28 protein-coding genes are annotated in these 26,033 nt (G+C 70.8%); 16 read left to right on the top strand and 12 right to left on the bottom strand.

From position 1 onward, the window contains the following. Positions 1-78: 78 nt before the first annotated feature. The gene (locus tag AB0J76_RS22615) at positions 79-453 is read left to right on the top strand and encodes a nuclear transport factor 2 family protein (RefSeq protein WP_352326029.1); all 375 of its coding nucleotides are present in this window, start codon (positions 79-81) and stop codon (positions 451-453) included. Between the two features lie 793 nt (positions 454-1,246). Here AB0J76_RS22615 and AB0J76_RS22610 read toward each other — a convergent pair. After that, positions 1,247-1,819 (bottom strand): SGNH/GDSL hydrolase family protein, encoded by a 573-nt coding sequence (locus AB0J76_RS22610; protein ID WP_364390344.1) that lies wholly within the window; start codon positions 1,817-1,819, stop codon positions 1,247-1,249. 458 nt (positions 1,820-2,277) lie between these two features. Here AB0J76_RS22610 and AB0J76_RS22605 point away from each other — a divergent pair, with 458 nt between their 5' ends. Together AB0J76_RS22605 and AB0J76_RS22600 are read left to right on the top strand one after the other, a co-directional pair. Beyond that, positions 2,278-2,568, top strand: coding sequence for a hypothetical protein (locus AB0J76_RS22605; protein WP_352326027.1), 291 nt, complete (start codon positions 2,278-2,280; stop codon positions 2,566-2,568). Positions 2,569-2,896: 328 nt separating this feature from the next. After that, the gene (locus AB0J76_RS22600; RefSeq protein WP_352326025.1) at positions 2,897-3,214 is read left to right on the top strand and encodes an STAS domain-containing protein; all 318 of its coding nucleotides are present in this window, start codon (positions 2,897-2,899) and stop codon (positions 3,212-3,214) included. Here AB0J76_RS22600 and AB0J76_RS22595 read toward each other — a convergent pair. Continuing rightward, on the bottom strand, positions 3,202-3,501 hold the full coding sequence (locus AB0J76_RS22595) for a DUF952 domain-containing protein (RefSeq protein WP_352326024.1): 300 nt from the start codon (positions 3,499-3,501) through the stop codon (positions 3,202-3,204). The two genes, AB0J76_RS22600 and AB0J76_RS22595, sit on opposite strands and share 13 nt — an antisense overlap. Before the next feature lie 69 nt (positions 3,502-3,570). After that, a complete protein-coding gene (locus tag AB0J76_RS22590) occupies positions 3,571-3,894 on the bottom strand; it encodes a multidrug efflux SMR transporter (RefSeq protein WP_352326023.1) in 324 nt (107 codons plus the stop codon). A gap of 96 nt (positions 3,895-3,990) precedes the next feature. Between AB0J76_RS22590 and AB0J76_RS22585 the strand changes: the two genes are divergently transcribed. Continuing rightward, positions 3,991-4,920 (top strand): radical SAM protein, encoded by a 930-nt coding sequence (locus AB0J76_RS22585; RefSeq protein ID WP_352326022.1) that lies wholly within the window; start codon positions 3,991-3,993, stop codon positions 4,918-4,920. A gap of 16 nt (positions 4,921-4,936) precedes the next feature. Here AB0J76_RS22585 and AB0J76_RS22580 read toward each other — a convergent pair whose 3' ends face one another. Continuing rightward, positions 4,937-5,434 carry a GNAT family N-acetyltransferase gene (locus AB0J76_RS22580; protein ID WP_352326021.1) on the bottom strand — a complete coding sequence of 166 codons (498 nt, stop codon included), beginning with the start codon at positions 5,432-5,434 and terminating at the stop codon, positions 4,937-4,939. A 496-nt stretch (positions 5,435-5,930) separates the two neighbouring features. Between AB0J76_RS22580 and AB0J76_RS22575 the strand changes: the two genes are divergently transcribed. The 6 genes from AB0J76_RS22575 to AB0J76_RS22550 all read left to right on the top strand — a co-directional run bounded on the left by AB0J76_RS22575 (position 5,931) and on the right by AB0J76_RS22550 (position 13,961). Then, the gene (locus tag AB0J76_RS22575; protein WP_352326020.1) at positions 5,931-6,503 is read left to right on the top strand and encodes a hypothetical protein; all 573 of its coding nucleotides are present in this window, start codon (positions 5,931-5,933) and stop codon (positions 6,501-6,503) included. A 588-nt stretch (positions 6,504-7,091) separates the two neighbouring features. After that, complete coding sequence (locus AB0J76_RS22570; protein WP_352326019.1) at positions 7,092-7,643, top strand: RICIN domain-containing protein; 552 nt, start codon at positions 7,092-7,094, stop codon at positions 7,641-7,643. Between the two features lie 857 nt (positions 7,644-8,500). Then, positions 8,501-10,714, top strand: coding sequence for an ATP-dependent RecD-like DNA helicase (locus AB0J76_RS22565; RefSeq protein WP_352326018.1), 2,214 nt, complete (start codon positions 8,501-8,503; stop codon positions 10,712-10,714). A 169-nt stretch (positions 10,715-10,883) separates the two neighbouring features. Next, positions 10,884-12,077: an Ig-like domain-containing protein gene (locus tag AB0J76_RS22560; RefSeq protein ID WP_364390339.1), complete on the top strand. Its 1,194-nt coding sequence runs from the start codon at positions 10,884-10,886 to the stop codon at positions 12,075-12,077. A gap of 236 nt (positions 12,078-12,313) precedes the next feature. After that, on the top strand, positions 12,314-12,622 hold the full coding sequence (locus AB0J76_RS22555) for a MiAMP1 family antimicrobial peptide (protein ID WP_352329610.1): 309 nt from the start codon (positions 12,314-12,316) through the stop codon (positions 12,620-12,622). Positions 12,623-12,746: 124 nt separating this feature from the next. Continuing rightward, positions 12,747-13,961: a hypothetical protein gene (locus AB0J76_RS22550; protein WP_352329611.1), complete on the top strand. Its 1,215-nt coding sequence runs from the start codon at positions 12,747-12,749 to the stop codon at positions 13,959-13,961. 88 nt (positions 13,962-14,049) lie between these two features. On the opposite strand, the gene AB0J76_RS22545 is transcribed toward AB0J76_RS22550, so the two are convergent. Next, the gene (locus tag AB0J76_RS22545; protein ID WP_352329613.1) at positions 14,050-15,177 is read right to left on the bottom strand and encodes a dienelactone hydrolase family protein; all 1,128 of its coding nucleotides are present in this window, start codon (positions 15,175-15,177) and stop codon (positions 14,050-14,052) included. Here AB0J76_RS22545 and AB0J76_RS22540 point away from each other — a divergent pair. Next, a complete protein-coding gene (locus AB0J76_RS22540) occupies positions 15,119-15,712 on the top strand; it encodes a response regulator transcription factor (protein ID WP_352329614.1) in 594 nt (197 codons plus the stop codon). The two genes, AB0J76_RS22545 and AB0J76_RS22540, sit on opposite strands and share 59 nt — an antisense overlap. Before the next feature lie 36 nt (positions 15,713-15,748). Continuing rightward, positions 15,749-17,080 carry a serine hydrolase domain-containing protein gene (locus AB0J76_RS22535; RefSeq protein ID WP_352329615.1) on the top strand — a complete coding sequence of 444 codons (1,332 nt, stop codon included), beginning with the start codon at positions 15,749-15,751 and terminating at the stop codon, positions 17,078-17,080. A gap of 42 nt (positions 17,081-17,122) precedes the next feature. Here the strand turns inward: AB0J76_RS22535 and AB0J76_RS22530 are convergent, their stop codons facing one another. After that, entirely contained in the window at positions 17,123-17,986 is an 864-nt protein-coding gene (locus AB0J76_RS22530) for a LysR family transcriptional regulator (protein WP_364390336.1), read from the bottom strand. A gap of 71 nt (positions 17,987-18,057) precedes the next feature. On the opposite strand from AB0J76_RS22530, the gene AB0J76_RS22525 reads away from it, so the two are divergent. After that, complete coding sequence (locus tag AB0J76_RS22525) at positions 18,058-18,756, top strand: gamma-glutamyl-gamma-aminobutyrate hydrolase family protein (RefSeq protein ID WP_352331202.1); 699 nt, start codon at positions 18,058-18,060, stop codon at positions 18,754-18,756. 105 nt (positions 18,757-18,861) lie between these two features. Here the strand turns inward: AB0J76_RS22525 and AB0J76_RS22520 are convergent, their stop codons facing one another. Then, positions 18,862-19,893, bottom strand: a complete 1,032-nt coding sequence (locus AB0J76_RS22520) for a hypothetical protein (RefSeq protein ID WP_364390334.1) — start codon at positions 19,891-19,893, stop codon at positions 18,862-18,864. A 402-nt stretch (positions 19,894-20,295) separates the two neighbouring features. On the opposite strand from AB0J76_RS22520, the gene AB0J76_RS22515 reads away from it, so the two are divergent. Both AB0J76_RS22515 and AB0J76_RS22510 read left to right on the top strand, forming a co-directional pair. Continuing rightward, entirely contained in the window at positions 20,296-21,423 is a 1,128-nt protein-coding gene (locus tag AB0J76_RS22515) for a histidine kinase (protein ID WP_364390332.1), read from the top strand. Continuing rightward, positions 21,404-22,075: a response regulator transcription factor gene (locus tag AB0J76_RS22510; RefSeq protein ID WP_352329642.1), complete on the top strand. Its 672-nt coding sequence runs from the start codon at positions 21,404-21,406 to the stop codon at positions 22,073-22,075. Before AB0J76_RS22515 ends, AB0J76_RS22510 begins: the two co-directional genes overlap by 20 nt. Here the strand turns inward: AB0J76_RS22510 and AB0J76_RS22505 are convergent. Together AB0J76_RS22505 and AB0J76_RS22500 are read right to left on the bottom strand one after the other, a co-directional pair. Continuing rightward, positions 22,072-22,503, bottom strand: a complete 432-nt coding sequence (locus AB0J76_RS22505; RefSeq protein ID WP_352329641.1) for an SRPBCC family protein — start codon at positions 22,501-22,503, stop codon at positions 22,072-22,074. The two genes, AB0J76_RS22510 and AB0J76_RS22505, sit on opposite strands and share 4 nt — an antisense overlap. A gap of 161 nt (positions 22,504-22,664) precedes the next feature. Continuing rightward, on the bottom strand, positions 22,665-22,949 hold the full coding sequence (locus AB0J76_RS22500) for a hypothetical protein (RefSeq protein WP_352329639.1): 285 nt from the start codon (positions 22,947-22,949) through the stop codon (positions 22,665-22,667). 198 nt (positions 22,950-23,147) lie between these two features. On the opposite strand from AB0J76_RS22500, the gene AB0J76_RS22495 reads away from it, so the two are divergent. Further along, positions 23,148-23,615, top strand: coding sequence for a GNAT family protein (locus AB0J76_RS22495; protein ID WP_352329637.1), 468 nt, complete (start codon positions 23,148-23,150; stop codon positions 23,613-23,615). A 54-nt stretch (positions 23,616-23,669) separates the two neighbouring features. Here AB0J76_RS22495 and AB0J76_RS22490 read toward each other — a convergent pair whose 3' ends face one another. From AB0J76_RS22490 to AB0J76_RS22480, 3 genes are all read right to left on the bottom strand, one after another. After that, entirely contained in the window at positions 23,670-24,071 is a 402-nt protein-coding gene (locus AB0J76_RS22490) for a hypothetical protein (protein WP_352329635.1), read from the bottom strand. A gap of 1 nt (position 24,072) precedes the next feature. Next, positions 24,073-24,609, bottom strand: coding sequence for a dihydrofolate reductase family protein (locus tag AB0J76_RS22485; RefSeq protein ID WP_352329634.1), 537 nt, complete (start codon positions 24,607-24,609; stop codon positions 24,073-24,075). A gap of 760 nt (positions 24,610-25,369) precedes the next feature. Continuing rightward, positions 25,370-25,966 (bottom strand): TetR/AcrR family transcriptional regulator, encoded by a 597-nt coding sequence (locus tag AB0J76_RS22480; protein WP_364390328.1) that lies wholly within the window; start codon positions 25,964-25,966, stop codon positions 25,370-25,372. Positions 25,967-26,033: the final 67 nt, after the last annotated feature.

The raw sequence follows: 26,033 nt of genomic DNA, 5'->3' as shown, positions 1-26,033 counted from the left end.
CGATATGCCCGAAAAAATGCTGGCGGGGGAGACACCTCAACCCCGACCAGCAAGACACAACCCACCACAATGGATCACATGGACACCCGCGCCGCCGCCCAGCACTTCGCCGACACCTGGCAACACGGCTGGACCCACCACGACACCACCGCCATCATCGCCCTCTACAGCGACGACGCCACCCACACCAGCATGCCCTTCCGCCCACCCCACCACGGAAAAGACGCCATCGCCGACTACATCCGCCAATCCTTCACCGGCGAAAGCGACCCCCACGTCACCTTCACCACCCCCATCGTCGACGGCGACCAGGCCGCCATCGAATACCGGGTCCACGCCCTCGACAACGGCCACCCCATCACCCTCGCGGGCTGCGTCTTCGCCCGCTTCAACCCCGACGGCCTGGCCGTACAGACCCGCGACTACTGGCACACCACCCCAGGCCACCGATAAGCAGAGAAATCAGCGCCGCCCCATCGGCACCGGCGCCACCACACCCGGCGACACACCAGGCGCCGGCAACGGACGCGCCACCTGCCGCGTCTCCTCCACCTCCGCGCTCACAGCACGCCGCTCGGCGTGCCCACCCCCGCAATACCCGTTCGTCAGGATCAACCGCCCCCGCAGCGGGGTGTACGCCTCCCTGTCCGAAGCAGGCAGAACCCCCTGACACACCGGACATAAAACCGACTGGTTCCCCACGTGCTGCTCCTCTCGCTGAGCGAATGGCAGGAGCTCTACCCTAAATCCACCGAACATGACAAAGACAGTGAATCAACACGCCGTCAAAGCCCCCGTCAGCCACCGCAGAAGCCCCACCACACCACCACATCACCCCACGAAACCCCAGATCGCACCCGCATTCCCAAAGCGCCCGACAAGATCACAATGAAGGCGGAAACACCCGAAAAAAACTTCTCACCAACCCCACAAGCAACGCCCACGGCACCCACCACAGCCCGCCACCGCTCAACCACCCAGCCTCGTTCGCGGGCTACGCTCCGCCCATGGGCAAGTTCCTCGCCGTCCTCAACGGCACGGCCGACGACACCGACAAGGCAACACGGACGCGAAAACCGGATACGCGATCATAGAGGCCGAAACACACGAAGACGCGGCACAGCTCTTCAGCAACCACCCTCACATCACACTGATGCCAGGCAACTCCATCGAAGTCCTGGAGCGCCCACCCACCCCGTCCTGAAAAGCGTGCACGCCCGGCACCGCAGGCGGGCGATCAACCCCCTCACGGGATGAACAACGACCCACTCACCCCGACCGGCTCCCACAAGCTGAGCGCCCGCAACAGATTCCTCGCCAACGCCCGATGCCCGTACTCATTGGGATGGCACCCCGACCCCATCCAATGCTCGCCACCATCCCAGGCCGCATGATGATCCACCAACACATCCGCCTCCAGCGAGCGCACCACCTCGGCATAAGCCGGCAGATCAGCCCAGCCGGACTCCGGCGCCCGATTGGGCGTCTGAAGCACCACCTTCGCACCCGCCTCCCGCACCCGGGAGACCACCGCGGCATAGTCACGGGCAAAAGCCGAAAGACCCGCCGCCCCGGCCACACAGTCATTGAGCCCGAACATCAGCACCACCACATCAGGCCGATGACGCAACACCGCGTTCTCCACATCGAGCTGCGAGACCTTCTGACCACTCACACCCGTGTTGATCACCACATCACCGGGCCGATTCAGCTCGAACCGCACCCGCTCGGCGAACAACTGCGTATAGTCACGCCACCCGAACGTGTGCAACGCCCCCTGAGTCACGCTGTCACCCGTGAACAGCCACACCGTGCCCATCCTCCGACCACCCCGCTCACCAACGCCCGAAGACAACATCGCCCGAAGCGTAGACGATCATCCACTGGTCACCATGCGGGGGAGTAGCGCAAGGAACCACCCAGGATGCGCATCGTTGGACAACCACCAACAAGTAGCGCGCCGCCGCACCTCGACCTCGTCCAGAAGCGGAGGCGAACCCCGGACATGGTCGGTAGAAGCGGGTAGCTCGTCCTGCCCACACGCAAAGGCCCCACCGGCGGGGATCACGACAACGATCCCGGCTCCGACCGAACAGTCCAACGCATCAGACCACTGCCGGCTCGACCACGACGACCCACCACCCTCGACCGGATGCGCGGAGGAGGCCCGTCGATCCGGTCTACTTGACATAATGTTCATTATCGAGCAACCAGCCGACGCCACGACCCGGCAAAAACACGCCGCATGAACAGTCACCCGCCGGGCAGATTTCCACCATGCCCAGCCTGACGTCCAGCCAGCTCCTCGCCGCCCCGCCGGCCCTGGCCGCCTCGACGGCCGGCCTCGTCGCACTCACCGCCGTCATCGTCGCCGCCGTCATCTGGCTGATCATTCTGGCCGTGCGATTCACCAAAAGCCCCCGCAACCGCCCCAACCCCAGCGTCGACCTGGTGGACCAGGCTCGGGAGCTGAAGGCGCTCGGCCAGATCCAGGAAGCCGTCTTCCTGGTACGCGGCGAGACCGGCATGAGCCAGCGTGCCGCCTCCCGCTTCGTGAACCGCCTCTAGCCGGACAAACTGCTCATACCGTACAGAACGTGGATTCTGTGTGGTTTGGGTAATCCGTCCGCAAAAGGGCTGGTCGTGCGACTCTGGAGATCCCGGTGATTACGCACGGCGGTCGGACGGCTGCTCTATGCTGTCGGGGTGCGGGTGTGTGAATAGGGGGCGTGAAACCCCTCCGGCCTCGGCGGGGCCGCCTTGGTGCAGGGGTCGGCGGCCTCGGCGTGTGTCACCGGCCGCACGGTCCACGGTCCACTCCCCTCTTCCGATGCCGGGCATGTGAGAGCTCGGGAATGGCGGCTTTGTCGTGAATACCCCGGACCCCCTCGGGTGTGTGTCCCTCCCCCATCTGCTCTATGTCGATCACCAGTTGCGCATCACGTGCTGCCCGATGCCGGGTCCGTCGATCATCCGGTTGGTGGGCGAGGTGGACGCGACGAATCAGGTGGCGCTGGCCGAGGCGTTGGGCCGGGCGCGGCGGATCGACGAGTCGCTGGTGGTGGATGTGAGCGGGCTGGCTTTTCTGGGGGTGGAGGGGGCGCGGTTGCTGGTGATGTCGTGCCGTGCGGGGCGTACACAGTTGGTGGGGACGCCGCCGCATGTGTTGCGGTTGTTGCGGGCGATGGGGTGGACGGGTGGTCAGGGGGCGTAGGGGTGGGTGGCGGTGACGGCGGTGACGGGGAGGGGGCCGTAGAGGTGGGGGTAGCCGTTCTCGGTGCGGATGTCGAGGCCGGTGGGGTCGATGTCGAGGACGAGGAGGGGTTGGGTGACGGCGGTGTAGTAGGTGTCGTGGACGGTGCGGAGTTGGGTGTGGTCGTGGCTGAGGTGGATGAAGCCGATGTCGTCGAGGGTGTGGCCGAGGGTGGAGATGCGGTACTCCCCTGCGTGCCGGGCGTGTTCCCAGTCGGTTTGCAGGGCGAGGTGGTGGACGACGGTCATGGTTTCTCTGGTCCCTTCGCCTTTGGCGATCTCAATTGTCGAGGAGGGTGGCTTGGTGGCGCATGGGGTTCAGTGGTTGCCGGCGAGGTTGAGGACGATGACGCCGCCGATGATGAGGAGGATGCCGCTGATCTTGGGGAGGGTGAGGGTTTCGCCCATGAGGGTGGCGCCGATGAGGGCGATGGCGGCGGTGCCGGCGCCGGACCAGATGGCGTAGGCGGTGCCCATGTCGAGTTGGAGTTTGAGGGCGCGGGCGAGCAGGACGAAGGAGGTGATGTAGCCGGTGGCGACGGCGATGGTCCAGCCGATGTGGGTGAGGCCGTTGCTGAGTTTGAGTGCGGTGGTGGCGAGGACTTCGGAGGCGATGGCGAGGGTGAGCAGGATCCAGGCCATGGGGTTCCTTCGGGGTGTGGGGTTGGTGGGTTCCGCTTGAAAAGGTAGTCGAATGCGTGTTCCACTGGTTGGGTGGGTTGGGATGCGCTGGCGCTTGTGGAGGCGGTCGATGAGCGGCCGTTGATCGAGCGGCGGGCGGTGGTGCGTGACGGTTTTTATGAGACGCAGGCCCGTACGGTGATCGAGCGGGTGCCGGGGAGTGCGGGCATCGTCGAGCGGTGGGCGGTTTCGCCTTATCGGGGTTGTGTGCATGCGTGTCTGGGGTGTGGGGCGCGGGCGGGTCATCGCAAGCTGGGGTTGGATGCGGGGGCTGATTTCGATTCGCGGATCGTGGTCCGGGCCAATGTGGTGGAGCGGTTGCGGTCGGAGTTGGGGCGGTGGGAGGGTGAGCCGCTGGCGGTGGGGGTGGCGGGTGATGGTTATCAGCCTGCTGAGGAGCGGTATCGGTTGATGCCGGGGGTGGTGGCGGCGCTGGGGGCGGCGGGGGTGCCGTTCACGGTGTATACGCGTAGTGCGCTGGTGTTGCGGGATGCGCGGGTGCTGGCGCGGGCGGGTGCGCGGGTGGCGGTGTCGATCGCGTTCGTGGACGAGCGGATCAGGCGTGCGGTGGAGCCGGGTGCGGTGGGGGCGCAGGCGCGGTTGGAGCTGGTGTCGGCGCTGGTGGAGGCCGGGGTGGAGTGCCGGGTGTTGATGGCTCCGGTGTTGCCGTTGCTCAGTGATGCGGCTGATCAGTTGACGGCGACGGTGCGGCGGATCGCGGGTGCGGGGGCGGTGGCGGTGGAGCCGGTGGTGTTGCGGTTGCCGCCGGGGACGCGGCAGTGGTACATGCGGTGGTTGGCTGGGGCGCATCCGCATCTGGTGGAGCGTTATGAGGAGCTCTACGATCGGGCGGGGTTTCCCTCCCCTGGCTATGAGCAGCGCATTACGGGGCAGATTGCGCAGTTGTGCCGGGTTTATGGGATGCGGTGCGGTGCGCCGGAGCCGGTGGGCCGGGGGCCGCGGGCGGCTCAGTTGTCGCTGGTGTGAGGCCCTGGGGTGGGGGTCAGGGGCGTTGGGTGAGGATCATGCCGGGCCACTCCCCTACGGTGAAGGGCTGGTCGCGGGTGAATCCGCAGCTTTCGTAGTAGGCGATGAGGCGTTGGTCGTCGCCGGCGTAGCAGTCGACGCGGACGAGTCCGAGGTGGCGGTCGCGGGCTTCTTGCAGGGCCCATTGCAGGAGGTGTCGTCCGACGGATCGGCCGGCGTGGCGTTGGTCGATGACGAGGACCTGGATGTAGAGCTCGGGTTCGGTGGCGGGGGTGACGTAGGGCAGGGCGTCGCCGACGACGATGCAGCCGGCTGGTTGGTCGTCGATCTCGGCGATGCGCATGCCGCCGCCGGCGAGCCAGTCGGCGGCTTGCTGGGTGCGTCGGGGGTCGCCGGTGAAGGGGCGGGTGCCCCATTGGCCGGTGCGGTTCTGGCTGGCGAGCCATTCCACGGCGCTGTCGAACATGGTGAGGAGGAGGGCGTCGTCGCCGGGGCGGCCTTGTCTGATCTTCACCGGTGACACTGTAAGGGGTGGTGGGTGGTTTGGGTGCTGACGGGGGTGGCGGTGTGGTCCCTCTCCCCCGTCTTTGGGATTGTCTCTGCTCGACGGGCCCGGCTGCGGCTTCGGGAGGGCCGGTATCACGAGTGCCGTGATCAGGTGGAGCGTGGTTGAGGCGATCAGGACGATCGGGGTTCGACGGCAGCTCTCGGCTCACCACTGTCCGGGCCGGACGCCGGTGCGCACGTCGTCGCCTCCGTGTCCGGTGCGTGCATCCCCGGAGCCCCCGCGCCACGTCGGGGATCATCTTGCGCAAACATGCACGCCTCCGCCTATTTGCTGCTAAATATCTGAAACGATTGCCTTTTATTTGTCTTTCGACACTCCTTGCCTTCCGCAGGAAAACTTGTGCGCTATATCGCTTCGCCGAAGGGGTACTTTCGCATTCGCAACCATTTAGGGGCAGCTATTGGCCCCGTTCGTTCGAATCTGGCACCTACAGGGGACACACGTGGCTCAACACCAGAGCGGGCGCGCTTCGCACCCCCTCGGCATCACGCGCACGATGGCGTTTGCTCTAGCCGCTACGGCAACCAGCGCACTGACGGCTCTTTCCATTCCGGCGCCGGCCCTTGCCGGCGTCCACGCGACATCGGTCGCCGGCGTTCACGGCCCCGCGGATGCCAAGGTCGTCAAAGCGCACAACCGCTCCTTCCCCGTCGGGATGGAAGACGACAACGCTGTCGCGATCGACTCGGCCTTCCAAGGGGACCCCGAGGACGCGGAGAGGCCGCCGACCAAGTTCGTAGGGGTCATCCGGGAGGACAAGGTACTGATCAGGGATCCGCGGACGACGCCACGATGGCACGACCTGTCCTCGCGGCTGCCCAGAAACTTCGGCCGCCTGGTCGACATCACTCTGGCCGCGCCCGACGAGGGCACGACCGTGCACGTCACCGTGCTCAACGCACACTCGCGCATAGCGCAGAGCACGTGCACCGTCTTCCCGCCTCCGGGCACCATGGGGACACGGCCCTGGCCCGCCAACTGCAGCCCTTTCTTCGACATCACGCCGCCCGCCTGAGTCGACCGGGTCTGATCCGCTGACGCCGCTTGCCGTGCCCTGCAACCTGCAGGGCACGGCATTCGCGTTAGTCGCGACCGCTTTCGGCTCATGTTGGGTCCCTGGTCAGGGCCCGCGTGTGCCACGGCAAGAGAGCCAGGGTGCGCTCCAGAGATCTCCCCAGAGGGCGAGGAGGCGTACGGCGGCAACCGCACCTCCCGGTACGTCCGACAGCGCTTACATCACTGAGTGACTGTTCGAAGTGCGGCTACGTCTTCACCGGGCTCCAGGCGTCCGGAGCCACCGGGAGCATGAAGAACTCTCATCCCGGCTCGTCGGGCCGCCGCTGTCACGGCGACCTCGGAGCGATCGCCACCGGCCGCGCCGGTTGCTCTCCGCGATGGCGACCGGTACGCGAGCGCCGCTTTGTAAGTGCATAGAATTCTCCAAAGCGCCTTTGGTGGAGCGTGGCCAAGCCCTTGAGTGGCGCCGAGGCAATCCGCAGTACGCTGATTGTCACGTCGGCGCCTCATGTCCAAGCGTGATTCAGTGTCCTGTCTCTGCTCGTAAGAATCCCGCAAGGGGGACGCGATGTTGAGAAGACGACTCATGATCTTCCTGAAGGCGCTTAGCGCATCACTTCTGTTCTTCGTCAACACGTCTCCAGCTTTCGCCGGCATAGATCGGGACGGCCCGTCGACCTATCTCACCAACAGGTATTCCGGCCTGGATGCGGACTTCTCGATACCCTCGAGCTGCTACATCCCCGACAATGCCGCATGCCCCAATGGGACACCCATCGCATTGGGGCCGAGCCGAGAAATCTTCGGTTTCCATGAGATGGGCGACGGGTGGAAGGAGGTCAAGTGGTTCGGGGACTATTGCCTGGATGCCGAGGCTGCGGGCACGGCCAATGGCACCAAGGTGATCCTGTGGCAGTGCCACGGAGGCCCTAACCAGCTCTGGATCCCGCGCATATTCGTATCCGGGGATCCCGACACCAAGATTCTGGTGAATCGCAACAGCGGCAAGTGCCTCGATGCCGACAATCCGGCCTTCCCTGCACCACCCAAGCCTGGCGCCCGCTTGCAGCTGTGGGACTGCATCGGCAGCACGTCGGCCTATAACGCCGTGAACCAGGACTGGAAATTTGAGTGGTGAAGTCGCCGGCCATATCACCGCCGCCAATGCGGTGACCCACTGCGAGCGAAACCGGGTCAGGTCAATCACAAGCCTGTCTCCTTGACTTCCTTGATGAACTGCTTGAACGGCTCCACCTTCGCCAGCTCGGCCATGATCCTTCCGTTCTCGGCCCGCAGCGCCTCCACAGCGGCGCTCAGCTCAGCCCGGATCGGCTTGACGTGAGTGTCTTGTGCGCGGGCACATCGGCAGGTGTGGGCTTGCGCGTCGGTGTCAGGTTGCCGTCGTGCCAGGTGGCGGATTCACCACAGCGAGGGGTTGCCGCCTCGCCGGCGCCTGATGCGTTGGGTGTCGCGCAGGTGCCGGGGCACCTCCTCCTGGTGGACGAGATCCCAGTCGGCGCCCACGCTACGCAACACCGATGTGAGCGTGCCCCTCCACAGCACCCCCTCACGCGAGCGTTGGTCTCCGTCCCGTCGCCCTGCTTGGCGGCTTCCTCGCGCAGCAGGTCGTAAAGGGCTCTGGAGTCGGCGGCGAGGTCTACCTTGCGCGACGTTCCCTCAGTCTGGGCGGTGTCGCCGATCTTCGGCATGCAGTCATCAGCTCCTGGCGGCGTTACAGGTGGACAGGCAGCTTCCCGCAAGGGTTCCGAAGCGGCGCGCTCGCGCGCCCGCGCTTCGGCCGGGACGTGGCTGGCAGCGGCGAGTGCTTCGGCGCGGGTTCTTGTGATCACTACCGTTCTACGCTGAGCCGTACGATCGACACCGACCTCCACAAGACCGTGGTCGCGGGGCTGTCGGGGATGCGCCCTGCTCCCCCGGTCCTTGTCTGCCTGCTGCTCTACCCTTGCCTTCAAAACAGGCAACAGAGGGGTTTGCGTGAAGCCTGACGCCAACGGTTCGCTCGGTGTGTCCCTGGATGCGGTCCTGGAGCGCATCACCTTCGCCAGTGAGGAGACGGGGTACACGATCGCGCGGGTGGCCACCGAGCGGTCGGGGGCGGAGTTGCTGACGGTGGTGGGGCCGTTGCTGGGGGCGCAGGTCGGGGAGTCGTTGCGGTTGCGGGGGCGGTGGACGTCGCATCCGCGGTACGGCAGGCAGTTCGAGGTGTGGTCCTACACCACGGTGTTGCCGGCCACGGTTCAGGGCATCCGGCGTTATCTGGGGTCGGGGCTGATCAAGGGGATCGGGCCGAAGATGGCCGAGCGGATCGTCGATCATTTCGGCACGGGGACGCTGGAGGTGATCGAGCAGGAGCCGCAGCGCCTGGTGGAGGTTCCCGGGCTGGGTCCCAAGCGGACGAAGATGATCGCGGCGGCGTGGGAGGAGCAGAAGATCATCAAGGAGGTGATGATCTTTCTGCAGGGGGTCGGGGTGTCCACGTCGATCGCGGTGCGGATCTTCAAGCAGTACGGGGAGTCGTCGATCTCGGTGGTGCGGGAGCAGCCGTACCGGCTGGCCGACGAGGTGTGGGGCATCGGGTTCAAGACGGCCGACACCATCGCCCAGGCGGTGGGGATTCCGCATGACAGTCCCGAGCGGGTCAAGGCGGGGCTGCGGTACACGTTGTCGCAGGCGGCCGACGACGGCCACTGCTACCTGCCGGCGCCCAACCTGGTGGCCGACGCGGTCAAGATCCTCGACGTGCCGGCCGAGCTGGCCACGCGGTGCATGGAGGAGCTGGCGGCCGAGGAGGGGGTGGTGCGCGAGCAGGTGCCGGCCGGGGACAACAGTGTGCCGGCGGTGTATCTGCCGCCCTTCCACCGGGCCGAGCTGTCGCTGGCCGGCGGGTTGTCGTCGTTGCTGAACAGCGGCCATGACCGGCTGCGGTCCTTCGCCGACGTCGACTGGGAGCGGGCGGAGTCGTGGCTGGCGGCCCAGACGGGCGCCGAGCTGGCGCCCGAGCAGCGTCAGGCGGTACGGCTGGCGCTGACGTGCAAGGTGGCAGTGCTGACGGGCGGGCCGGGGTGCGGCAAGAGTTTCACCGTGCGCTCGATCGTGACGCTGGCCAGGGCCAAGCGGGCCAAGGTGATCCTGGCCGCGCCGACCGGGCGGGCGGCCAAGAGGTTGTCGGAGCTGACCGGGCACGAGGCCACCACGGTCCACCGGTTGTTGCAGCTGAGGCCGGGCGGGGAGGCCACCTTCGACCGCGACAATCCGCTGGACGCCGACCTGGTGGTGGTGGACGAGGCCTCGATGCTGGACCTGCTGCTGGCCAACAAGCTGGTGAAGGCGGTGGCGCCGGGCACGCATCTGCTGCTGGTGGGCGACGTGGATCAGCTTCCCTCGGTGGGGGCCGGGGAGGTGCTGAAGGATCTGCTGGCCGCCGTGGACGTGCCGCGGGTGCGCTTGACGCAGATCTTCCGCCAGGCGCAGGAGTCGGGGGTGGTGACCAACGCCCATCGGGTCAACACCGGGCACCATCCGGTGCTGGCCGGCATGTCGGACTTCTTCCTGTTCCCGTGTGAGGAGCCGGAGGAGATCGCGGCGATGACGGTGGACGTGGTCGCGCGGCGCATCCCGGCCAGGTTCGGGCTGGACGCCCGGCGCGAGGTGCAGGTGCTGGCGCCGATGCACCGCGGCGCGGCCGGGGCGGGGGCGCTCAACATCGCGCTGCAGGAGGCGCTGACCCCGGCCCGCGAGGGCATGCCCGAGCGCCGTTACGGCGGGCGGGTGTTCCGGGTGGGCGACAAGGTCACCCAGTTGCGCAACAACTACGACAAGGGCGCGGCGGGGGTGTTCAACGGCACGGTGGGGATCGTCACCGGCATCCGTCCCGACGACCACAGCCTGACCGTGCGCACCGAGGAGGACGAGGAGGTCGACTACGCCTTCGACGAGCTGGACGAGCTGGCCCACGCCTATGCGGTCTCCATCCACCGCAGTCAGGGCAGCGAGTATCCGGCGGTGGTGATCCCGCTGGCCACCAGCGCGTGGATGATGTTGCAGCGCAATCTGCTCTACACCGCGATCACGCGGGCCAAGAGGCTGGTGGTGATCGTGGGGTCGCGGCGGGCGCTGGCCCAGGCCGTACGGACCAAGGGTGCTGGACGGCGGCACACGAGCCTGACCCATCGCCTGGAGCGGCGCTGAACCCCCCGCGGGCACGAGCGTTGATCGTCGCGTTGACGCAGGTTGACCTGGGGTTGACAGCAATTAGTGATGCAAATGTGACCGAACTCTCCTAAATGCTTCTGCGTCATACATGCAGGAGCATTAAAGTCTTTGGGGTGGGTTTGCCGCCCTGGTGGAGAGGACAGTCTTGAACGTTGCGCCCGCTTGGACGAAGTCTGCCGCCGGCCTCGCGCTGCTGGCGGTGGCGGCCCTGACGGCATCCTGCTCGAGCGGGAACGCCGCCTCGCGCGGGCCGGAAGCGCCCGATGCCACCACCGTGGCCACCCCGCAGGCGCCCACGGTGACCATCAGCCCCGCCGAAGGCAGCGCCAAGGTCAGCCCCGACAAGAAGGTCGTGGTCACCGCCGCCGGCGGCGCGCTGGAGGAGGTGACCGTCGAGGGCGGCGGCCAGGCGGTCGAGGGCAGGTTCAACGCCGACAAGACCAAGTGGGTCTCCCGGACGCCGCTGAAGCCCTCGACCAACTACAACGTCGCGGCCAAGGCCGGCGCCACCGCCGCCACCAGCACCTTCACCACACTCAAGCCCGAGCGGGAGCTGCAGGTCGCCGACGTCACCCCCAACGCCAAGGGAGAGACGGTCGGCGTCGGCGCCCCGATCATCGTCACCTTCAACCAGCCGGTCACCGGCAAGGCGGCCGTCGAGCGCGCGCTGGAGGTGGAGGCCGAGAAGCCCGTCACCGGCGCCTGGCGGTGGATCAACGACACCACCGTCATCTACCGCACCGCCAAGTACTGGCCCGCCCACCAGAAGGTCACCTTCAACGCCCGCATCACCGGCGTCAAGGCCGGCAAGGGCCTGTACGGCGTGAAGGACTACTCCGCCAGCCTCAAGATCGGCGCCAAGGTCATCAGCAAGGTCAACACCAAGACCCACATGATGTACGTCTACAAGGACAACAAGCGCGTGCAGACCATGCGCATCAGCGCCGGCATGGCCACCACCCGCGAGTACACCACGACCTCCGGCGTGCACCTGACGATGGAACGCGGCAACCCGGTGCGCATGATCTCCCCCGGCCGCAAGAAGGGCGACCCCGGCTACTACGACGTGATGATCAACCACGCCGTGCGCATCTCCAACTCCGGCGAGTACGTCCACGCCAAGGACAACGTCTGGGCCCAGGGCGTGCGCAACGTCAGCCACGGCTGCATCAACTCCCGCCCCGACCAGGCCAAGTGGTTCTACGACAACTTCCAGCGCGGCGACGTCGTGGAGATCACCGGGACCAACCGCGAGCTGGAGTGGAACAACGGGTGGGGCTACTGGCAGCTGCCCTTCTCGCAGTGGAAGAAGGGCAGCGCCCTGCACGCCAAGCCCTGACCGCTCCCCCGCTCTCCCCAACTCCTCCTGCTCCTGAGGGGCCGGCTTCCAGCCGCTCACCGCCGCCGAAAGACGCGGCGGTGAGCGGCTTTTTTTTGACGGCCGGACCGCTGTCGTGAACCGTCCTCGACGGGCCCTCGCCCTCGCCATCAGCGAAAACGCCTCGACGTGCACGAAGGGTTGCCATACGATTACCCACCGTGGGCATTCGTCAGGAACCCTCGAAGGAGAACACGTTGAAGAAGATCCTTCTCGTCCCCGCGATCACCGCCGGGTTCGTCCTCGCCTCGGCCGGCGCCGCGTACGCCTCCCAGTACGTCGCCTACGAAGGCCCCGGCTTCACCGGCCGCTCGGTCGTCCTGGACGCCTGCGGCGTGTCCAACATCCCCTACCACGGCTCCTACAAGTGGTACGGCGACGGCCAGAGCGGCCGCATGTACAACCAGCCCAACGCCTCCGGCGTGATGCACTTCGAACTGGCCTCCAACCGCAACGCCGAGCAGCGCACCCCCGTCGGCTGGAAGAGCATCTTCATCGTGTGCTGACCCGCCGCCCCTGACCGGCCGTTCCCCGGGCACAGGGGGCGGCCGGTTTCGGCATGCGCGCGTACGGGCGGCCGTGGGAGGCACACTTGCCAGTACGACCATCGGCACGCGTGCGGGGGGCGAGATGGGCAGGAGCGCGAGCATCGGCGCGGCCACCAGCGCGGCCCCCGACCCCAGCAGCAGGACCAGCACCACCAGCACCAGGGCCACCAGCACCAGCCCCACCAGCACCAGCGCCAGCGCCACCTCAAGCGCCGCGGCGACCTGCACCTCGGGCGTCGGTGCGAGCAGCGTTGCGGGCGCCAGGGCGAGCACGACGGTCATGGCGCTGATGTCGCTCCTGGTGGCGGCGTTGTCCGGCTGTGGCGTGCCCTCCCTGCCAGGCGCAGGCAAACGGTCGCCTTCCGCCGGCGGTCAGGCATCCTCCGCAGCGGCACCCTCACCAGGATCGTCCCAGGGAGCGGGGCGGGGGCAGGGGCAGGGGCGGGGGGCGGCGAGCAGGGGATGTGCCGCCACGGCCGGCCGGCTCACCTCCGGCCCCCACCAGCTCACCACCGCCGGCCTGACCCGCCGCTACCTGCTGGCCGTCCCCGACGGCCCCGGCCCCCACCCGGTGCTGCTCAACCTGCACGGCCTCGGCTCCGACGCCGCCGAACAGGCCGCCTACAGCCGCCTGTCCCAGATCGGCCCAAGCCGCGGCTACATCGTCATCACCCCCCAGTCGGCGCCCGGACGGCTGGCCTGGACCCTGCCGCACACCGCCGGCCCCGACGACACCGCCTACCTGGCCGCCCTGCTCGACGAGGTCGAACGCCACCAGTGCGCCCACCCCGGACGCGAGTTCGCCGCCGGCCTGTCCTACGGCGCCGGCCTGGCCGTCTCGCTGGTCTGCGCCCTGGACGGCCGCCTGAGCGGCGTGGCCGCCGTGGCCGGCATCCCCATCGCCCAGCCCTGCGCCCATCCCGTCCCCACCACGATCGTCGCCTTCCACGGCACCGCCGACCGCCTGGTCCCCTACGGCGGCGGCCACCCCGAGCCCGGCGGCGAACTGCGGCACCTGGCCGCGCTCATCGTGCTGCCCCCGGTCGAGCAGACCATGGACGCCTGGGCCGCCGCCCAGCGCTGCTCCTCCCCCGCCACCGGCCACCCCCTGCGCCGCGTCCGGCTGCGCCTGTGGGCGTCCTGCCCGCGGGGGGCCACGCTGCGCCTGTACACGGTGGACGGCGGCGGCCACACCTGGCCCGGCCCCATCGAGGTGCCCCGGCTCGGCGACACCGCCCGCGACCTGGACGCCAGCCGTCTCATCCTGGACGCCTTCGACCGCGCCCCCACCCGCTGACCGGACCCGCTCATCGGACCCGGGCCGCCGCATGGAGGAGGCCGGGTGCGCGATCAGGAGCGGCGGCGGTGAGCCTGCCGGTGCGGGGTCACGGGTTGTGGAAGCCGACCTCGGGGTTGTCCGGGGTCGGGCCGTCGAGCAGGGGCCGCTTGAGGTGGCGAAGGTGCTGGTCGAAGAAGGCGGCGACGTAGGCGCGGGTGAGCGCCAGGCCGCGTGCGGCGGCGATGGCGCCGGGAGCCGGCGGGCCGATCAGGCTCTGCGGGAGGGCCAGGTCGGTGAAGCTGCTGTGCTGGGCCTGGGCGACGGTGAGCCAGCGCTTCCAGCCGCGCAGGGCCTGCCAGGCGCTGTCCCAGGTGTCGTCCTTGCCGGGGCTGTGGTCGCGCTGGCTGCCCATCAGCAGGAAGGGGCGATCGCCCAGGCCGGTGGCGGGGAGGGTCGCGCTGATGGTGCCGTCGAGGTTGATCCCGGCCTTGACCCGCTTGTCGGCTGCCATGGTGGCGGAGGCGGCCTCGCCGCCGAGTGAGTGGCCGGCCATGCCGACGCGCTTGGGGTCGATCAGGCGGGCGCGTTTCCAGGCCGGGTGGCGGCCGGTCAGCCGGTCCAGGACGAAGGAGACGTCCCTGGCGCGGTTCCTGGCGAGGGCGGCCTTGCCGCCCTCGGGGGGCTTGGGCTGGTCGCACAGGGGTGCGCAGGTGAGCAGGCCGAGGCCGGGGAAGACGGTCCCCGACGATTCGTAGGCGTGGTCGAGCGAGGCGACGACGTAGCCGCGGCTGGCCAGGTCCTCGGCCAGGGAGGTCAGGCTGGCCCGCGGCAGGCCGAGGCCGGGTGAGAGCACCACCAGGGGGTGGCGGCCGTTCCTGGGGGGCGTGCCGGTGCGGGCGTGGGTGCGGATGTCGCTGACGGTCTCAGCGGGCAGGCCGGCGCCGGGGGCCTTGCGCCGCAGCAACGACGCGGCCTCCTCCACCGTCATGAAGGGGGCCGGGGCGCCGGTGGCCGAGCGGGCGGGGTAGTACATCGAGACCATCAGCCGGCGCGGCCCCGATCGGGGAACCCACGGGTCCTTACGGCTGGTGTCGACCAGGTACAGGACGTCACGGCCGACCGGATCGGGGCCGGTGGGAGGCGGCAGTTCCAGCCGGGCGGGCGCCGGGGAGGCGGTGGCCGGCGTCGTCGTCGCCGGGGAGGCCGGGACGGGAGCCCAGGCCGTCCAGCTCACCCGCCGGCTGCGCCCCGACGTCGTCGTGATGGACATCCGCATGCCCGGCATGGACGGCATCGAGGCCACCAGGGCCATCACCGCCGAATCCCCCGACACGCGCGTGATCATGCTCACCACGTTCGACGACGACGCCAACGTCCACGCCGCGCTGCGGGCCGGAGCCAGCGGGTTCCTGGTCAAGGACATGGCGCTGGAGGACATCCTGACCGCCGTGCACGTGGTCGCGGCCGGCGACGCGCTGATCGCGCCCAGCGTCACCCGCCGCCTCATCGCCGAGTTCGCCGCCCGCCCCGAACCCCGCCCGCTGCCGCGCGAGCCGCTGGGCGTCACCGCGCGCGAACGCGAGGTGCTGACCCTGGCCGGGCGCGGCCTGTCCAACGCCGAGATCGCCGCCCGGCTGCATATCAGCCCCGGCACCGCCAAGGCCCACATCGCCAGCCTGCTCACCAAGCTCGGCGCCCGCGACCGGGTCCAGCTCGTCATCGCCGCCTACGACGCCGGCCTGGTCTCCTCGCAGCACCACGATCGATGAGGGCCAGGCCGGCCGGCGCCGCTAGTCTTGTCGCCCATGAGTCAGGTGGGACAGGTGACGGCCCGCGCGCTGCTGCGCAGGCTGGCCGTCGAACAGGCCGAGTGCAGGGTGCCGTCGCTGACGGCGGCGATCGTCCGCGACGGGCGGACGGTGTGGTTCGGCGGCCGCGGCCGCGTCGGCGACGGCCCGCCGACCCCGGCCACCCAGTACCGGCTGGGATCGATCACCAAGTCGATCGTGGCCGTGGCCGTCATGCGGCTGCGCGACGAAGGCAGGCTCGCGCTGACCGACCCGCTGGAGCGCCACGTGCCCGGCACCGCCGCCGGGCAGGCCACCATCGCCCAGCTGCTGTCCCACACCTCGGGCCTGACCGCCGAACCGCCGACCGACTGGTGGGAGCGCACCCCCGGCCTGGAGCTGCCCGACCTGCTCAAGCGGGTGGGCCCCGACCAGGTCAGACACCGGCCCGGCCGCCTCTTCCACTACTCCAACGTCGGGTTCGCGCTGCTGGGCGAGCTGGTGGCCCGGCTGCGCGGCACCGACTGGCAGCAGGCCGTGCGGCAGGAGGTGCTGGCGCCGCTGGAGATGAACGCCACCACCGCCCGCCCCCGCGCCCCGCACGCCACCGGCTACGCCGTCCACCCGTGGGCCGACACGGTGCTCACCGAGCCCGAGCACGACGCCGTGGCCATGGGGCCGGCCGGGCAGCTGTGGTCCACCCCGCACGACCTGGCCCGCTGGGCCGCCTTCGTCGGCGGCGACACCGGCGGCGTGCTGTCCCCCGACACCCTGGTCGAGATGCGCGAACCGGCCGGCGTGGCCGACGGCGACTCCTGGACCGTCGGCTACGGGCTGGGCCTGCAACTGGCCCGCGTCGGCGGGCGCCGCCTGGCCGGGCACACCGGGTCCATGCCCGGGTTCCTGGCCACCGTGTGGGCCGACCCGGCCGAACGTGTCGGCGTGCTGTTCATGGCCAACACCACCAGCGGCATGACCGGCACCCTGACCACCGACCTGCTCGACATCCTCGACGAGCACGAGCCGCGCCTGCCCGAGGAATGGCAGCCTGCCCCCGCCGACCCCGACCTGCTGGCGCTGACCGGGCTGTGGCACTGGGGGCCCAAGCCGTACGCGCTGCGGCTGCTGCCCGACCGCGGGCTGTCGCTGGCGCCCGTCGACGGCAGCGGCCGCGCCTCCCGCTTCGTGGCCCAGGACGACGGCACCTGGCTCGGGCTGGACGGCTACTACGCCGGCGAGACGCTGCGCGTGGCCGCCGACCACCTCGACCTCAACACGTTCATCTTCACCCGCGAGCCCTACGGCCCGGCCGCGCCGGTGCCGGGCGGGGTGACCGGCTGGCACGCCTGACCCCTCCACCCGCCGCACACGGACCGGCCTGCCTGGGCAGCCTCAGCCCGGCGGGCCGGACAGGGCCCTGGCCAAGGTGGCGGCCGGGCCGGGCGGCAGCGCGCCGTGCACCAGCTCCACACGGTGCACCAGGCGCGGCGCCGCCAGCGGCACCCCCGGCCCGGCCGAGGCCGGCAGCAGCGTCAGCCCGTGCCCGGCGGCCACCAGGTTGAGCACGGTGTGCACGTCGTCGCCCTGGTAGACCAGCGCGGCGGCGAACCCGTCACCGGCCAGGTCACGCAGGCGCGGCAACGGGCACAGCGGCGTCTGCAGCCAGCGGGCGTCGACGAGGTCGGCCAGCCGCAACGCCCGGCGTCCCGCCAGCGGATGCCCCGGCGGCAACGCCACCACCAGGTCCTCCTCGCTGACGCCTGCCGTCGTCATCGGGCCCGATTCCGGCAGGCGCAGCGGGTCGCTGGGCGCGGCGATGCCGTCGGCCAGCCCGAGATCGGCCTCGCCCTCGGCCAGCAGCTCGGCCAGCCGGTGCCGGTCACAGGTGCGCACCTCCACCCGCAGGCGCGGCTGGGCGGCGCGCGCCTGGGCCAGCCGTGCGGCCAGCACGGCGTTGACCGCCAGCGGGGTGGCGGCCAGCCGCAGCCGGTGGGCCGGCTGGGCCGCCGCGCGCAGCACGTCGGCGCGTGCCGCCCGCAGGCGCAGCAGCAGCGGCCCCGCGTGTTCCAGCAGCCGCTCGCCGGCCGGGGTCGGCGCCACCGGGCGGCGGCCGAGCAGCGGCAGTCCCAGATCGGCCTCCAGCGCCGCGACCTGCTGGGAGATCGCCGACTGGGTGTAGCCGAGCTCGTGGGCGGCGGCCGAGAAGGAGCGCAGGCGGGCCACCGTCACGAACGTGCGCAACAGATTCGGGTCCATCAGGAATGCTTATACCAGATGCAGACATCATCGTTGGTGCTTAAGGGCGGGTGGAGGTCACGATGGGAGGCATGAGAATCGCCCTGGTCGCAGACCGCTCACCCAGCGTCCGGTCCCACGCCCGCGTCCCCCGCCTGATCGAGGCGCTGCGCGATCGCGACGGCATCGCTTTGGACCCCTACTGGATCCCCACCACCGAGGCCGACGACCTCGACGGCTTCGACGGCATCTGGATCATGCCCGGCAGCCCGTACGCCAGCGAGGCCGGCGCGGTCCAGGCCGCCCGCACCGCGCGCGAGCGGCGCATCCCGTTCCTGGGCACCTGCGGCGGCTTCCAGCACATGCTGCTGGAGTACGGCCGCAACGTGTGCGGGCTGGACGTCGCCCACGCCGAGAACAGCCCCGGCGGCGAGGCGTTCCTGCTGGAGCCGCTGTCGTGCTCCCTGGCCGGGCACGAGGGGCTGGTGCGGCTGGCCCCCGGCTCGCGGATCGAGCAGATCATGGGCACCACGTCCATCGTCGAGGCCTACAGCTGCTCCTACGGCCTCAACGACGCCTACCGCGGGACGCTGGCCGAGCACGGGCTCGTCTTCTCCGGCCACGCCGAGGACGGCATGGTGCGGGTGGCCGAGCTGCCCGGCCACCCGTTCTTCGTCGGCACGCTGTTCCAGCCGGAGCTGGCCGGCGACGGACGGCGTCCGCACCCGCTGATCGCCGCGTTCGCCGCCGCCGTGCAGCGCCACGCCCAGCCCGCTGTCGCGGCCCGCTGAGCCCCCGGCCCGTACGGCGGGCCGGGGGCTGGGAGCCGGCGCGTACCGGCTCAGCGCCGGAAGTGGCGTGTACCGGGCCGGCTCTGGAAGTGGGCGCGTGCCGGGTCAGCGCTGGAGGCGGCCCGTGCCGGCCGGCGTTGAAGGCCGGTCCGTACGGCGGGCCAGCAGCGCCAGGAGAGCGGCCGTCACCAGGCCGAGCACCGTGAGCGAGACCCGGTCGGCGGCCGTCTCACCGTTGGCCAGCACTCCGAAGGCGGTGTGCCCGACCAGCGCGCCGCCCGCCAGCGCCAGGCTGTGCCGCTGGCCCCAGCCGCCGCCGGCCGCCCACCGCCGTACCAGCAGCGCGGCCCCCACTGCCAGCAGCGCCGCGGCCGCCATCGGCGCCGCCACCCAGCCGCCCTGGGTGAAGGCCGGATGCCGGGCCCCGCCGAAGGGGAACAGCAGCGCCAGATACCCGAACGCCACGCCCCCGGCCCCCACCGCCACCAGCGCCGGAACGGGCACCCCCGCCGATCCCCCGACCGCCGGCGGAGACCCGGCCGACGGCGGCGGGACGACCCGCAACGCCAGGACGGCCAGCGCCGCCACCGCCAGCAGCAACCCCGCCTGCACCGGCCACGGCGCCAGGTAGCCGGGGTCCATGAAGGCCGCCGTCCAGCGCAGCAGCAGCACACCCAGCACGAACACCACGCCCGCCACCACCAGCCCGGCCCGTCCCAGGTAGGGGCGGTGACGCAGCGCCGGGAACAGCAGGTCGGCCAGCAGGATCGGCAGCGCCACGCTGAACACCGCGTGGTAGGGGATGTTCAGCTCGGTGTAGGCGCTGTTGAGGCCCAGGACGCGCGGCGCCCACCCCGCCGCGCCGTACAGGGTGGGGCTGGTCAGCGCCTGCAGCGCCAGCCCCTCCTCCACGATCCCGTACGCCGCCCCCAGCAGCAGCACCGACCCCCACCCGCGACCGGCACGGCGTACCAGCTCGCGGATCAGGACGGTGCCCGCGCCGTAGATCGGCGTCCACACCAGCAGCAGCCACGCCTGGCGCAGCGGCGGATTGCCCAGCGTGAGCTCGGCGACGACCGGGGTGAGCCCGGCCAGTACGAGCGCGGCCCACCGGCCGCGTGCCTGAAGAGAGACCATGCCCCCACGTTCCCGTCCCGGACGGGGGTGGCGCTGCTGGCTTGCGGCCGGTCTGTGGCCACCGCGGTCGTGCACCGGTTGCGACTTTGGTTGCCACGGCCGGTGACCACGGTTGCCGCCCGGCACGGCGCCCCCGGGCTACGATCGGCCATGGTGTTCGGGGCGCGCAGCCCGCAGACGGGCGAGCAGAAACAGGCCGGCCAGGCTGGGCGAACATGGCGGGCCTGGTGGGCCTGGTGGGCCTGGTGGGCCTGGTGGGCCGGCAGCTCCGGCGACGGCCAGGACGACGGCCAAGACGGTGAGCGAGCCGGTGAACGAGAAGGCGGGCGAGCCGGTGAACGAGCCGGTGAACGAGAAGGCGGGCGGTCGCGGCGGGGGCGGGCCGCCGTTGCCGGAGGGGTCGTGCTCGCCCTGGCCGGCGCCGTCTCGGTGGTGTGGGGAGACCTCGCGCCCGGCACGCCCCGCTGGTACCTGTGGGCCGACGTGATCGGCGGAGCGGCGGCGTGCGCGGCGCTGTGGTGGTGCCGCCGCCGTCCGGTGGCCGCCGGGCTGGTCGCCGTCGCGCTGGCGATCCCGGCCGCCGCCGCGTCCGTCGCCGCCGGGATCGCCACGCTGCTCGTCGCGCTCCACCGGCGTCCGCCCGCGGCCGTGGCCGTCGGGGTGGCGTGGGTTGTGGCGTCGCTGACCAGGTTCGCCCTGCGGCCGCCGGGGCTGGCGCCGTACCCGGTGTGGGCGCTGGTCGCGGTGCTGTTCGGCGGGGCGGTCACCGGCTGGGGCATCCTGGCCAGGACCCGCCGGCAACTGCTGGCCTCGCTGGCCGAACGCGCCCGCCGCGCCGAGGCCGACCAGCGGCAACGCGCCGAGGAGGCCCGCCGCGCCGAACGCCTGGACATCGCCCGCGAGATGCACGACGTGCTGGCCCACCGGCTGTCGCTGCTGGCCGTGCACGCCGGCGCGCTGCGCTTCAACGCCGCCGCCACGCCCACCGAGGTCGCCGAGGCGGCCGAGGTCATCCGCGCCAGCGCCCACCAGGCCCTGCAGGAGCTGCGCGGCGTCATCGGCGTGCTGCGCCGGCACCCCGGCGACCAGCCCGCCCGCGCCCAGTCGCCGTCCGCCGAGCAGCCGCCGGCCGGGCTTGAGCCGCTGGTGACGGAGTCACGGCAGGCCGGGATGCGCATCGAATTGCGTGAACACGGCATACGCTTCGCCGACCTGCCCGAGCCGACCCGGCGCACCGCCTACCGCGTCGTGCAGGAGGGCCTGACCAACGCCCGCAAGCACGCCCCCGACCGGCCCGTCACCGTCGAAGTGCGCGGCACGGCCGGCCGGGAGCTGACCGTCGAGGTGCGCAACCCGCCGCCCGCCGGGCCACGGGCCGAGCTGGCCGCCACCGGCGCCGGAGCGGGGCTGGCCGGACTGGAGGAACGCGTCACCCTGGCAGGCGGCCGGCTGGAACGCGGACCGGCCGGCGACGGCGGGTTCCGGCTGGCCGCACGGCTACCATGGCCCCGTGGAGGAGTCGCGGAGTGAGCCCGGCCCGATCCGGGTGTTGATCGTCGACGACGACGCGCTCGTCCGCACCGGGCTGACCCTGATGCTCAAGGGCTCCCCCGACCTGCGCGTGGTCGGGTCCGTGGCCGACGGCGGGCAGGTCCAGGCCGCGGTCGGCGAGCACTCCCCCGACGTGGTGCTGATGGACATCCGCATGGCCGGCCTCGACGGCATCGAGGCCACCCGGCGGCTGCGTGCCCGCCCCGGCGCCCCGCAGGTCATCATCCTGACCACCTTCGACGCCGACGAGCACGTCTTCCGGGCGCTGCGCGCCGGAGCCGGCGGCTTCCTGCTCAAGGACACCCCGCCCGAGGGCATCGTCGAAGCCGTCAAACGGGTGGCGGCCGGCGAGCCCAGCCTGTCGCCCAGCGTCACCCGCCGCCTGATCGCCCACCTGATGCCCGAGGAGGACGACCGGCGGCGCGCCGAGGCCCGCCGCGTGCTGTCGGCCCTCAGCGAGCGGGAGCGCGAGGTGGCGCTCGCCGTCGGGCAGGGCAAGCCCAACGCGGTCATCGCCGGCGAGCTGCACATGAGTGTGGGCACCGTCAAGGGCTACATCTCACGCATCCTGACCAAGGCCGGCCTGGACAACCGGGTGCAACTGGCTCTGGTCGTCCACGACGCCACCTAACGGGCCGGCGCCTCCAGCAGGCGTGCCAGCCTGCGCAGCGAATGCCGGGCCAGAGCCGTCACGATCGGACGCCCCGCCGGCCACAACGCCCGGCCCGCCGCGCCCAGCGGCAGCAGCAGCTCCTCGGCCCAGATCACCCGGCTGCCGCCCCGCCACGGCCGCACCCGGATCGCACCCCGGCCGCGCACCAGCCGCCCGGTGTGCTCCATCAGCACGTACGACGGCGGCTCGAAGGCCACGATCGTCATCGTGTCCAGGAACCCCACCGGCCGCACCCCGGTGTAGGCCTCCACCCGGCGCTCGCCCACCTGCCGCGCCGACGTCATGAACATCCATTCGCGGTGCCGCGGCCAGTCGGTGATCAGCGCGAACACCTCCTCCGGCCGCGCGGCCACCTCCACCGCCGCGCCCGCGTACACCGGTCCCATCCCTGGCCTCCTCGTGTGCCGGCTCATCCCTCAGGACATGAGATACCTGCTCATGATCCGGCAGGACGAACCCGGCACCGGCCGGCGGCCGACATGAGAAGGTCCCGCCGCCGGGCTGAGGACTGGGGAAGTCAGACCCGGCGGCGGGACCGGCATCGGGTTCACGACCCCGGCGAGGAGCTCCCGCCGCGGCCGGCCGGGCCGTACGCGGTGAGGTACGGCCTTGCGCGACCGTCCGGGCGGTACGCGGCTGCGCTGCGGACAACGGCCGGCCCCGCGTCATGGGGGTGACCGTCGGGGTGACCGTGGTGATCGCAGCGGCTCGCGGCCCTGACCGGGGACGTGCCCGTGCCCGTCGCGACCCGAGCCGCGACGCCGCCGCCGGCGAGCCTGACCGTCGGCACCTCGACGACGGCCTCCAGCCCGCTGACGGCTGTGCCTGTCATGCGCTCCTCCTCCCTGCCCGAGCGGGCGACTCTTGCACCGTGACTACCCCATGTCACTCTCCGTGAAGCTCGATCGCCGGGTAAAATCCCCGGTCAGCAGCCCAAACGCAGGGCGGCGATCACTTTGGGTGAGGGAAACGGCGGCGCGGGAGGCACGTCCGGCGGAACTGTCGGCGCCTGGTGGCACACTCGGCGGGCATGAGCGATGACGTGCGGCTGCGGCCCGTCCTGGAGGCCGACCTGGAGGTGTTCCTGGAGCAGGAGCACGACGAGGAAGCCGTCCGGCGGTCCAGGTTCGTCCCTCGTGAGCGGGCGGCCTTCATGACCCACTGGGCCACTCGGGTCCTCGGCGATCCCACCGTCCTGGTGCGCACGGTCACGGTCGGGGGTGAGGTGGCCGGGAACGTGGTGTCCTGGTGGGAGGGCGAGCGGCGTTTCGTCGGCTACTGGCTGGGCCGCCCCTTCTGGGGGCGCGGCGTCGGCACCGCGGCGCTGGGGCTGTTCCTGGCGGAGGAGAAGACCAGGCCCCTGTACGCCGACCCCTTCGCGGGCAACACCGGCTCGGTGCGGCTGCTGGAACGCCACGGGTTCCGGCGCGCCGGCACGGTCCGGCACGGCCAGGACGAGCATCTGCTGCTGGTGCTGGGCGACGACCTGTCCGCCTGACCGGTCAGGCGTGAGGTCGGCGGTGTTCGGGTGGGGCTGGGGTGACGGCTGGGGTCAGCCGCGGCCGCCCGTGAAGGGGGGCTCGCCGTCCTTCAGTGCGCGGAAGCGCAGCGCCGACCACGTCTCGTCCACCGCGACCTGGCCGTTGGGACGCAGCCCGTACTCGCCGACGATGGGCCACAGCGTGTCGCGGTTGATGTCGGACTTGTTGCCCTTGGGGTAGGCCACCCAGACCACAGGCGGTGCGGTGATGTCGTCGCGGTGCTCGTCCAGGATGCGGTGGGCCGCGGCGGCGTCGGAGGCGAAGATCAGCGCGACGTCCGCCTCCTGGACGGACCCGGCCTCGCGGGCGCCCTCGGGCAGCGGCCCAAGGAGCGGCCGATGGGCCGGGTCAGAGAGCCACACGGTGGTCGTCGGCTTGATGAGCAGCTTGTCGGCGACGGTCTTGGCGGCCATGTCATGCCCTCGTGTAGATCAGGTTCAGCACGCCGGTGCTGAAGGTGGTGGACGTGGTCAGGGTGAGGGGGATCTGCTCGCGCACGTCGTCGAACAGCCGCTTGCCCGAGCCGACGACGATCGGGTGGAGCAGCAGGTTGAGCTCGTCGAGCAGGCCCTCGCGCAGCAGCGAGACCACCAGGGTGGCACTGCCGACGACCGAGATGTTCCCGCCCGGGCGCTCCCGCAACGCCGCCAGGTCGGCCAGGCTCACGACCTCGGTGTTCTGCCACGACGGCGAGGTCAGCGTGGTGGAGACGACGTACTTGGTCGAGGAGTTCATCGCCTCGGCCATCGGCTCCTTCTCGGGGTCCTGGTGGGGCCAGTATCCGGCGAACTCCTCGTAGGTGCGCCGGCCCAGCAGCATGGCGTCGGCGGCCTGCATCTGCGCGCCGACCGACTCGCCCATCTCGTCGTTGAAGTACGGGAAGTGCCAGGTGTCGGGGGCCTCGACGACGCCGTCGAGGGAGATGAACAGGCCCGCGGTGATCTTACGCATGGTTGTCGCTCCTTGAGTTCCTGAGGTGCCTCAACCTTCCCACCGACAAATCAAGTTGTCAAGACGACTTCCGTTGTCCGAAGCGCGCGACGGTCTGAGGTCATCGAGCCGGGCGGCGAGGGTGATGCATGACGACGAGCCGCTGTTTGGGCAGCACGGTAGAACCGGCAGGGCTCGGCGCTGGCCGACTTCTTCGGAGGAAAGGAATCTCCGCCCCCGGGTGGGCGGCTCTCGAACCCGAGGCTGCTGTGGCCGATCTTCCGGCTGCGAACCGCCCCTGCTGGGCGGGGATCCGGTCACAGGTGACGGAAGCTGCTCCCGGCCTGGAGTCCGAGCACGGCCCAGAGGCGGGCCCGAGGGCGGCCCCATGCCGCAGGCCGCTACAGCTTTGGTGAGAATGGGCGGCAGCGGCTTTCTCGGCACGAGAAACGGCCTTCTGGCCGCGCCGGAAACCCGCAGCGGATGGCGGTTCGGCCGCGGGCTACTGAAAGGCCTCCTGGCCATGAGCTGCCGAGAGCGTCCCGACAAGCGGCCCCTGAGGGCGGCCTCCCTGGTCGCAAGCCGCTTCCGCCACGGATGGGTTCCCGTGGGGCCTGCGGGAACGGCTCTGCGGGCCGGTGAACAGGTCGCCGGTGGCGGGTTGCCTCGGAACGGCTGTGACTTGTCGCGTGGAGCGCCTCTGGAGGCTGTGGTGGGGGCTTCTGGGGGGGCTGCGGGTGACGCTGGGGGTGGGGGTTAGAGATGGGCGGTGCGGTGGGGGTTAGGGATGGGGCTGGGCGGTGGAGGTGGACAGGAGGGTGAGGGCGGCTTGGCGGGCGTGGTCGGCGGCGGCTGCGTCCTCGTGGTGGGCCGCGACGACGGTCGCTCCCTCGACCAGCATCAGCAGTTGCCGTCCCACAACCCCGGGATCGGCGGCCCCGGCGCGTTCGGCGATGCCGGTCAGCAGCTCGAGGTAGCGGTCCAGGTGGCGGGCGGTGATGGCCCGTACGGGGTCGGCGTGGTGCTGGGCGGCGGCGTTCAGCAGGGCGCAGCCGCGGAAGGCCGGGTCGGCGTACCACTGCCGCAGGGCGTCGAACACCGCGGCCAGCTGGGCGCGCGGATCCTCGCCCACGGCCTGGACGCGGCCGGCCAGCCAGCGGGCGACCCGGTCGCTGCGCTCCCGGAGCACGGCCTCGACCAGGCCCTCCTTGGTGCCGAAATGGCGGTAGAGGGTCTCCTTGGAGATGCCGATCGCGGCGCACAGCCCGGCGACGCCGATGCCGTCGAGGCCGCGCTCGTACAGCAGGTCGGTGGCGGCGCTCAGGATGGCGGCGCGGGTGCGGGCGGGATCGATCGTGGAGCCTTTGGCCACGGGCATGGCTTGGATAGTACCGGTCGGTTCGATCGGCTGCTAACGTCTCGGGTCGTACCGATCGGTTCGATCT

This window comes from Nonomuraea sp. NPDC049624 (assembly GCF_040675255.1).
GTDB lineage: Bacteria > Actinomycetota > Actinomycetes > Streptosporangiales > Streptosporangiaceae > Nonomuraea.
Note: the sequence above shows the minus strand (reverse complement) of the source record. Positions and strands in the feature narration are given on the sequence as shown.

Bases quoted from the DNA above. Each gene is read 5' to 3' on its own strand.
- AB0J76_RS22615 (WP_352326029.1), top strand. From the start codon at position 79: ATGGACACCCGCGCCGCCGCCCAGCACTTCGCCGACACCTGGCAACAC.
- AB0J76_RS22610 (WP_364390344.1), bottom strand. From the start codon at position 1,819: ATGGGCACGGTGTGGCTGTTCACGGGTGACAGCGTGACTCAGGGGGCG.
- AB0J76_RS22605 (WP_352326027.1), top strand. From the start codon at position 2,278: ATGCCCAGCCTGACGTCCAGCCAGCTCCTCGCCGCCCCGCCGGCCCTG.
- AB0J76_RS22595 (WP_352326024.1), bottom strand. From the start codon at position 3,501: ATGACCGTCGTCCACCACCTCGCCCTGCAAACCGACTGGGAACACGCC.
- AB0J76_RS22590 (WP_352326023.1), bottom strand. From the start codon at position 3,894: ATGGCCTGGATCCTGCTCACCCTCGCCATCGCCTCCGAAGTCCTCGCC.
- AB0J76_RS22570 (WP_352326019.1), top strand. From the start codon at position 7,092: ATGATCTTCCTGAAGGCGCTTAGCGCATCACTTCTGTTCTTCGTCAAC.
- AB0J76_RS22550 (WP_352329611.1), top strand. From the start codon at position 12,747: ATGGGCAGGAGCGCGAGCATCGGCGCGGCCACCAGCGCGGCCCCCGAC.
- AB0J76_RS22535 (WP_352329615.1), top strand. From the start codon at position 15,749: ATGAGTCAGGTGGGACAGGTGACGGCCCGCGCGCTGCTGCGCAGGCTG.
- AB0J76_RS22530 (WP_364390336.1), bottom strand. From the start codon at position 17,986: ATGGACCCGAATCTGTTGCGCACGTTCGTGACGGTGGCCCGCCTGCGC.
- AB0J76_RS22525 (WP_352331202.1), top strand. From the start codon at position 18,058: ATGAGAATCGCCCTGGTCGCAGACCGCTCACCCAGCGTCCGGTCCCAC.
- AB0J76_RS22520 (WP_364390334.1), bottom strand. From the start codon at position 19,893: ATGGTCTCTCTTCAGGCACGCGGCCGGTGGGCCGCGCTCGTACTGGCC.
- AB0J76_RS22505 (WP_352329641.1), bottom strand. From the start codon at position 22,503: ATGGGACCGGTGTACGCGGGCGCGGCGGTGGAGGTGGCCGCGCGGCCG.
- AB0J76_RS22500 (WP_352329639.1), bottom strand. From the start codon at position 22,949: ATGACAGGCACAGCCGTCAGCGGGCTGGAGGCCGTCGTCGAGGTGCCG.
- AB0J76_RS22495 (WP_352329637.1), top strand. From the start codon at position 23,148: ATGAGCGATGACGTGCGGCTGCGGCCCGTCCTGGAGGCCGACCTGGAG.
- AB0J76_RS22490 (WP_352329635.1), bottom strand. From the start codon at position 24,071: ATGGCCGCCAAGACCGTCGCCGACAAGCTGCTCATCAAGCCGACGACC.
- AB0J76_RS22485 (WP_352329634.1), bottom strand. From the start codon at position 24,609: ATGCGTAAGATCACCGCGGGCCTGTTCATCTCCCTCGACGGCGTCGTC.
- AB0J76_RS22480 (WP_364390328.1), bottom strand. From the start codon at position 25,966: ATGCCCGTGGCCAAAGGCTCCACGATCGATCCCGCCCGCACCCGCGCC.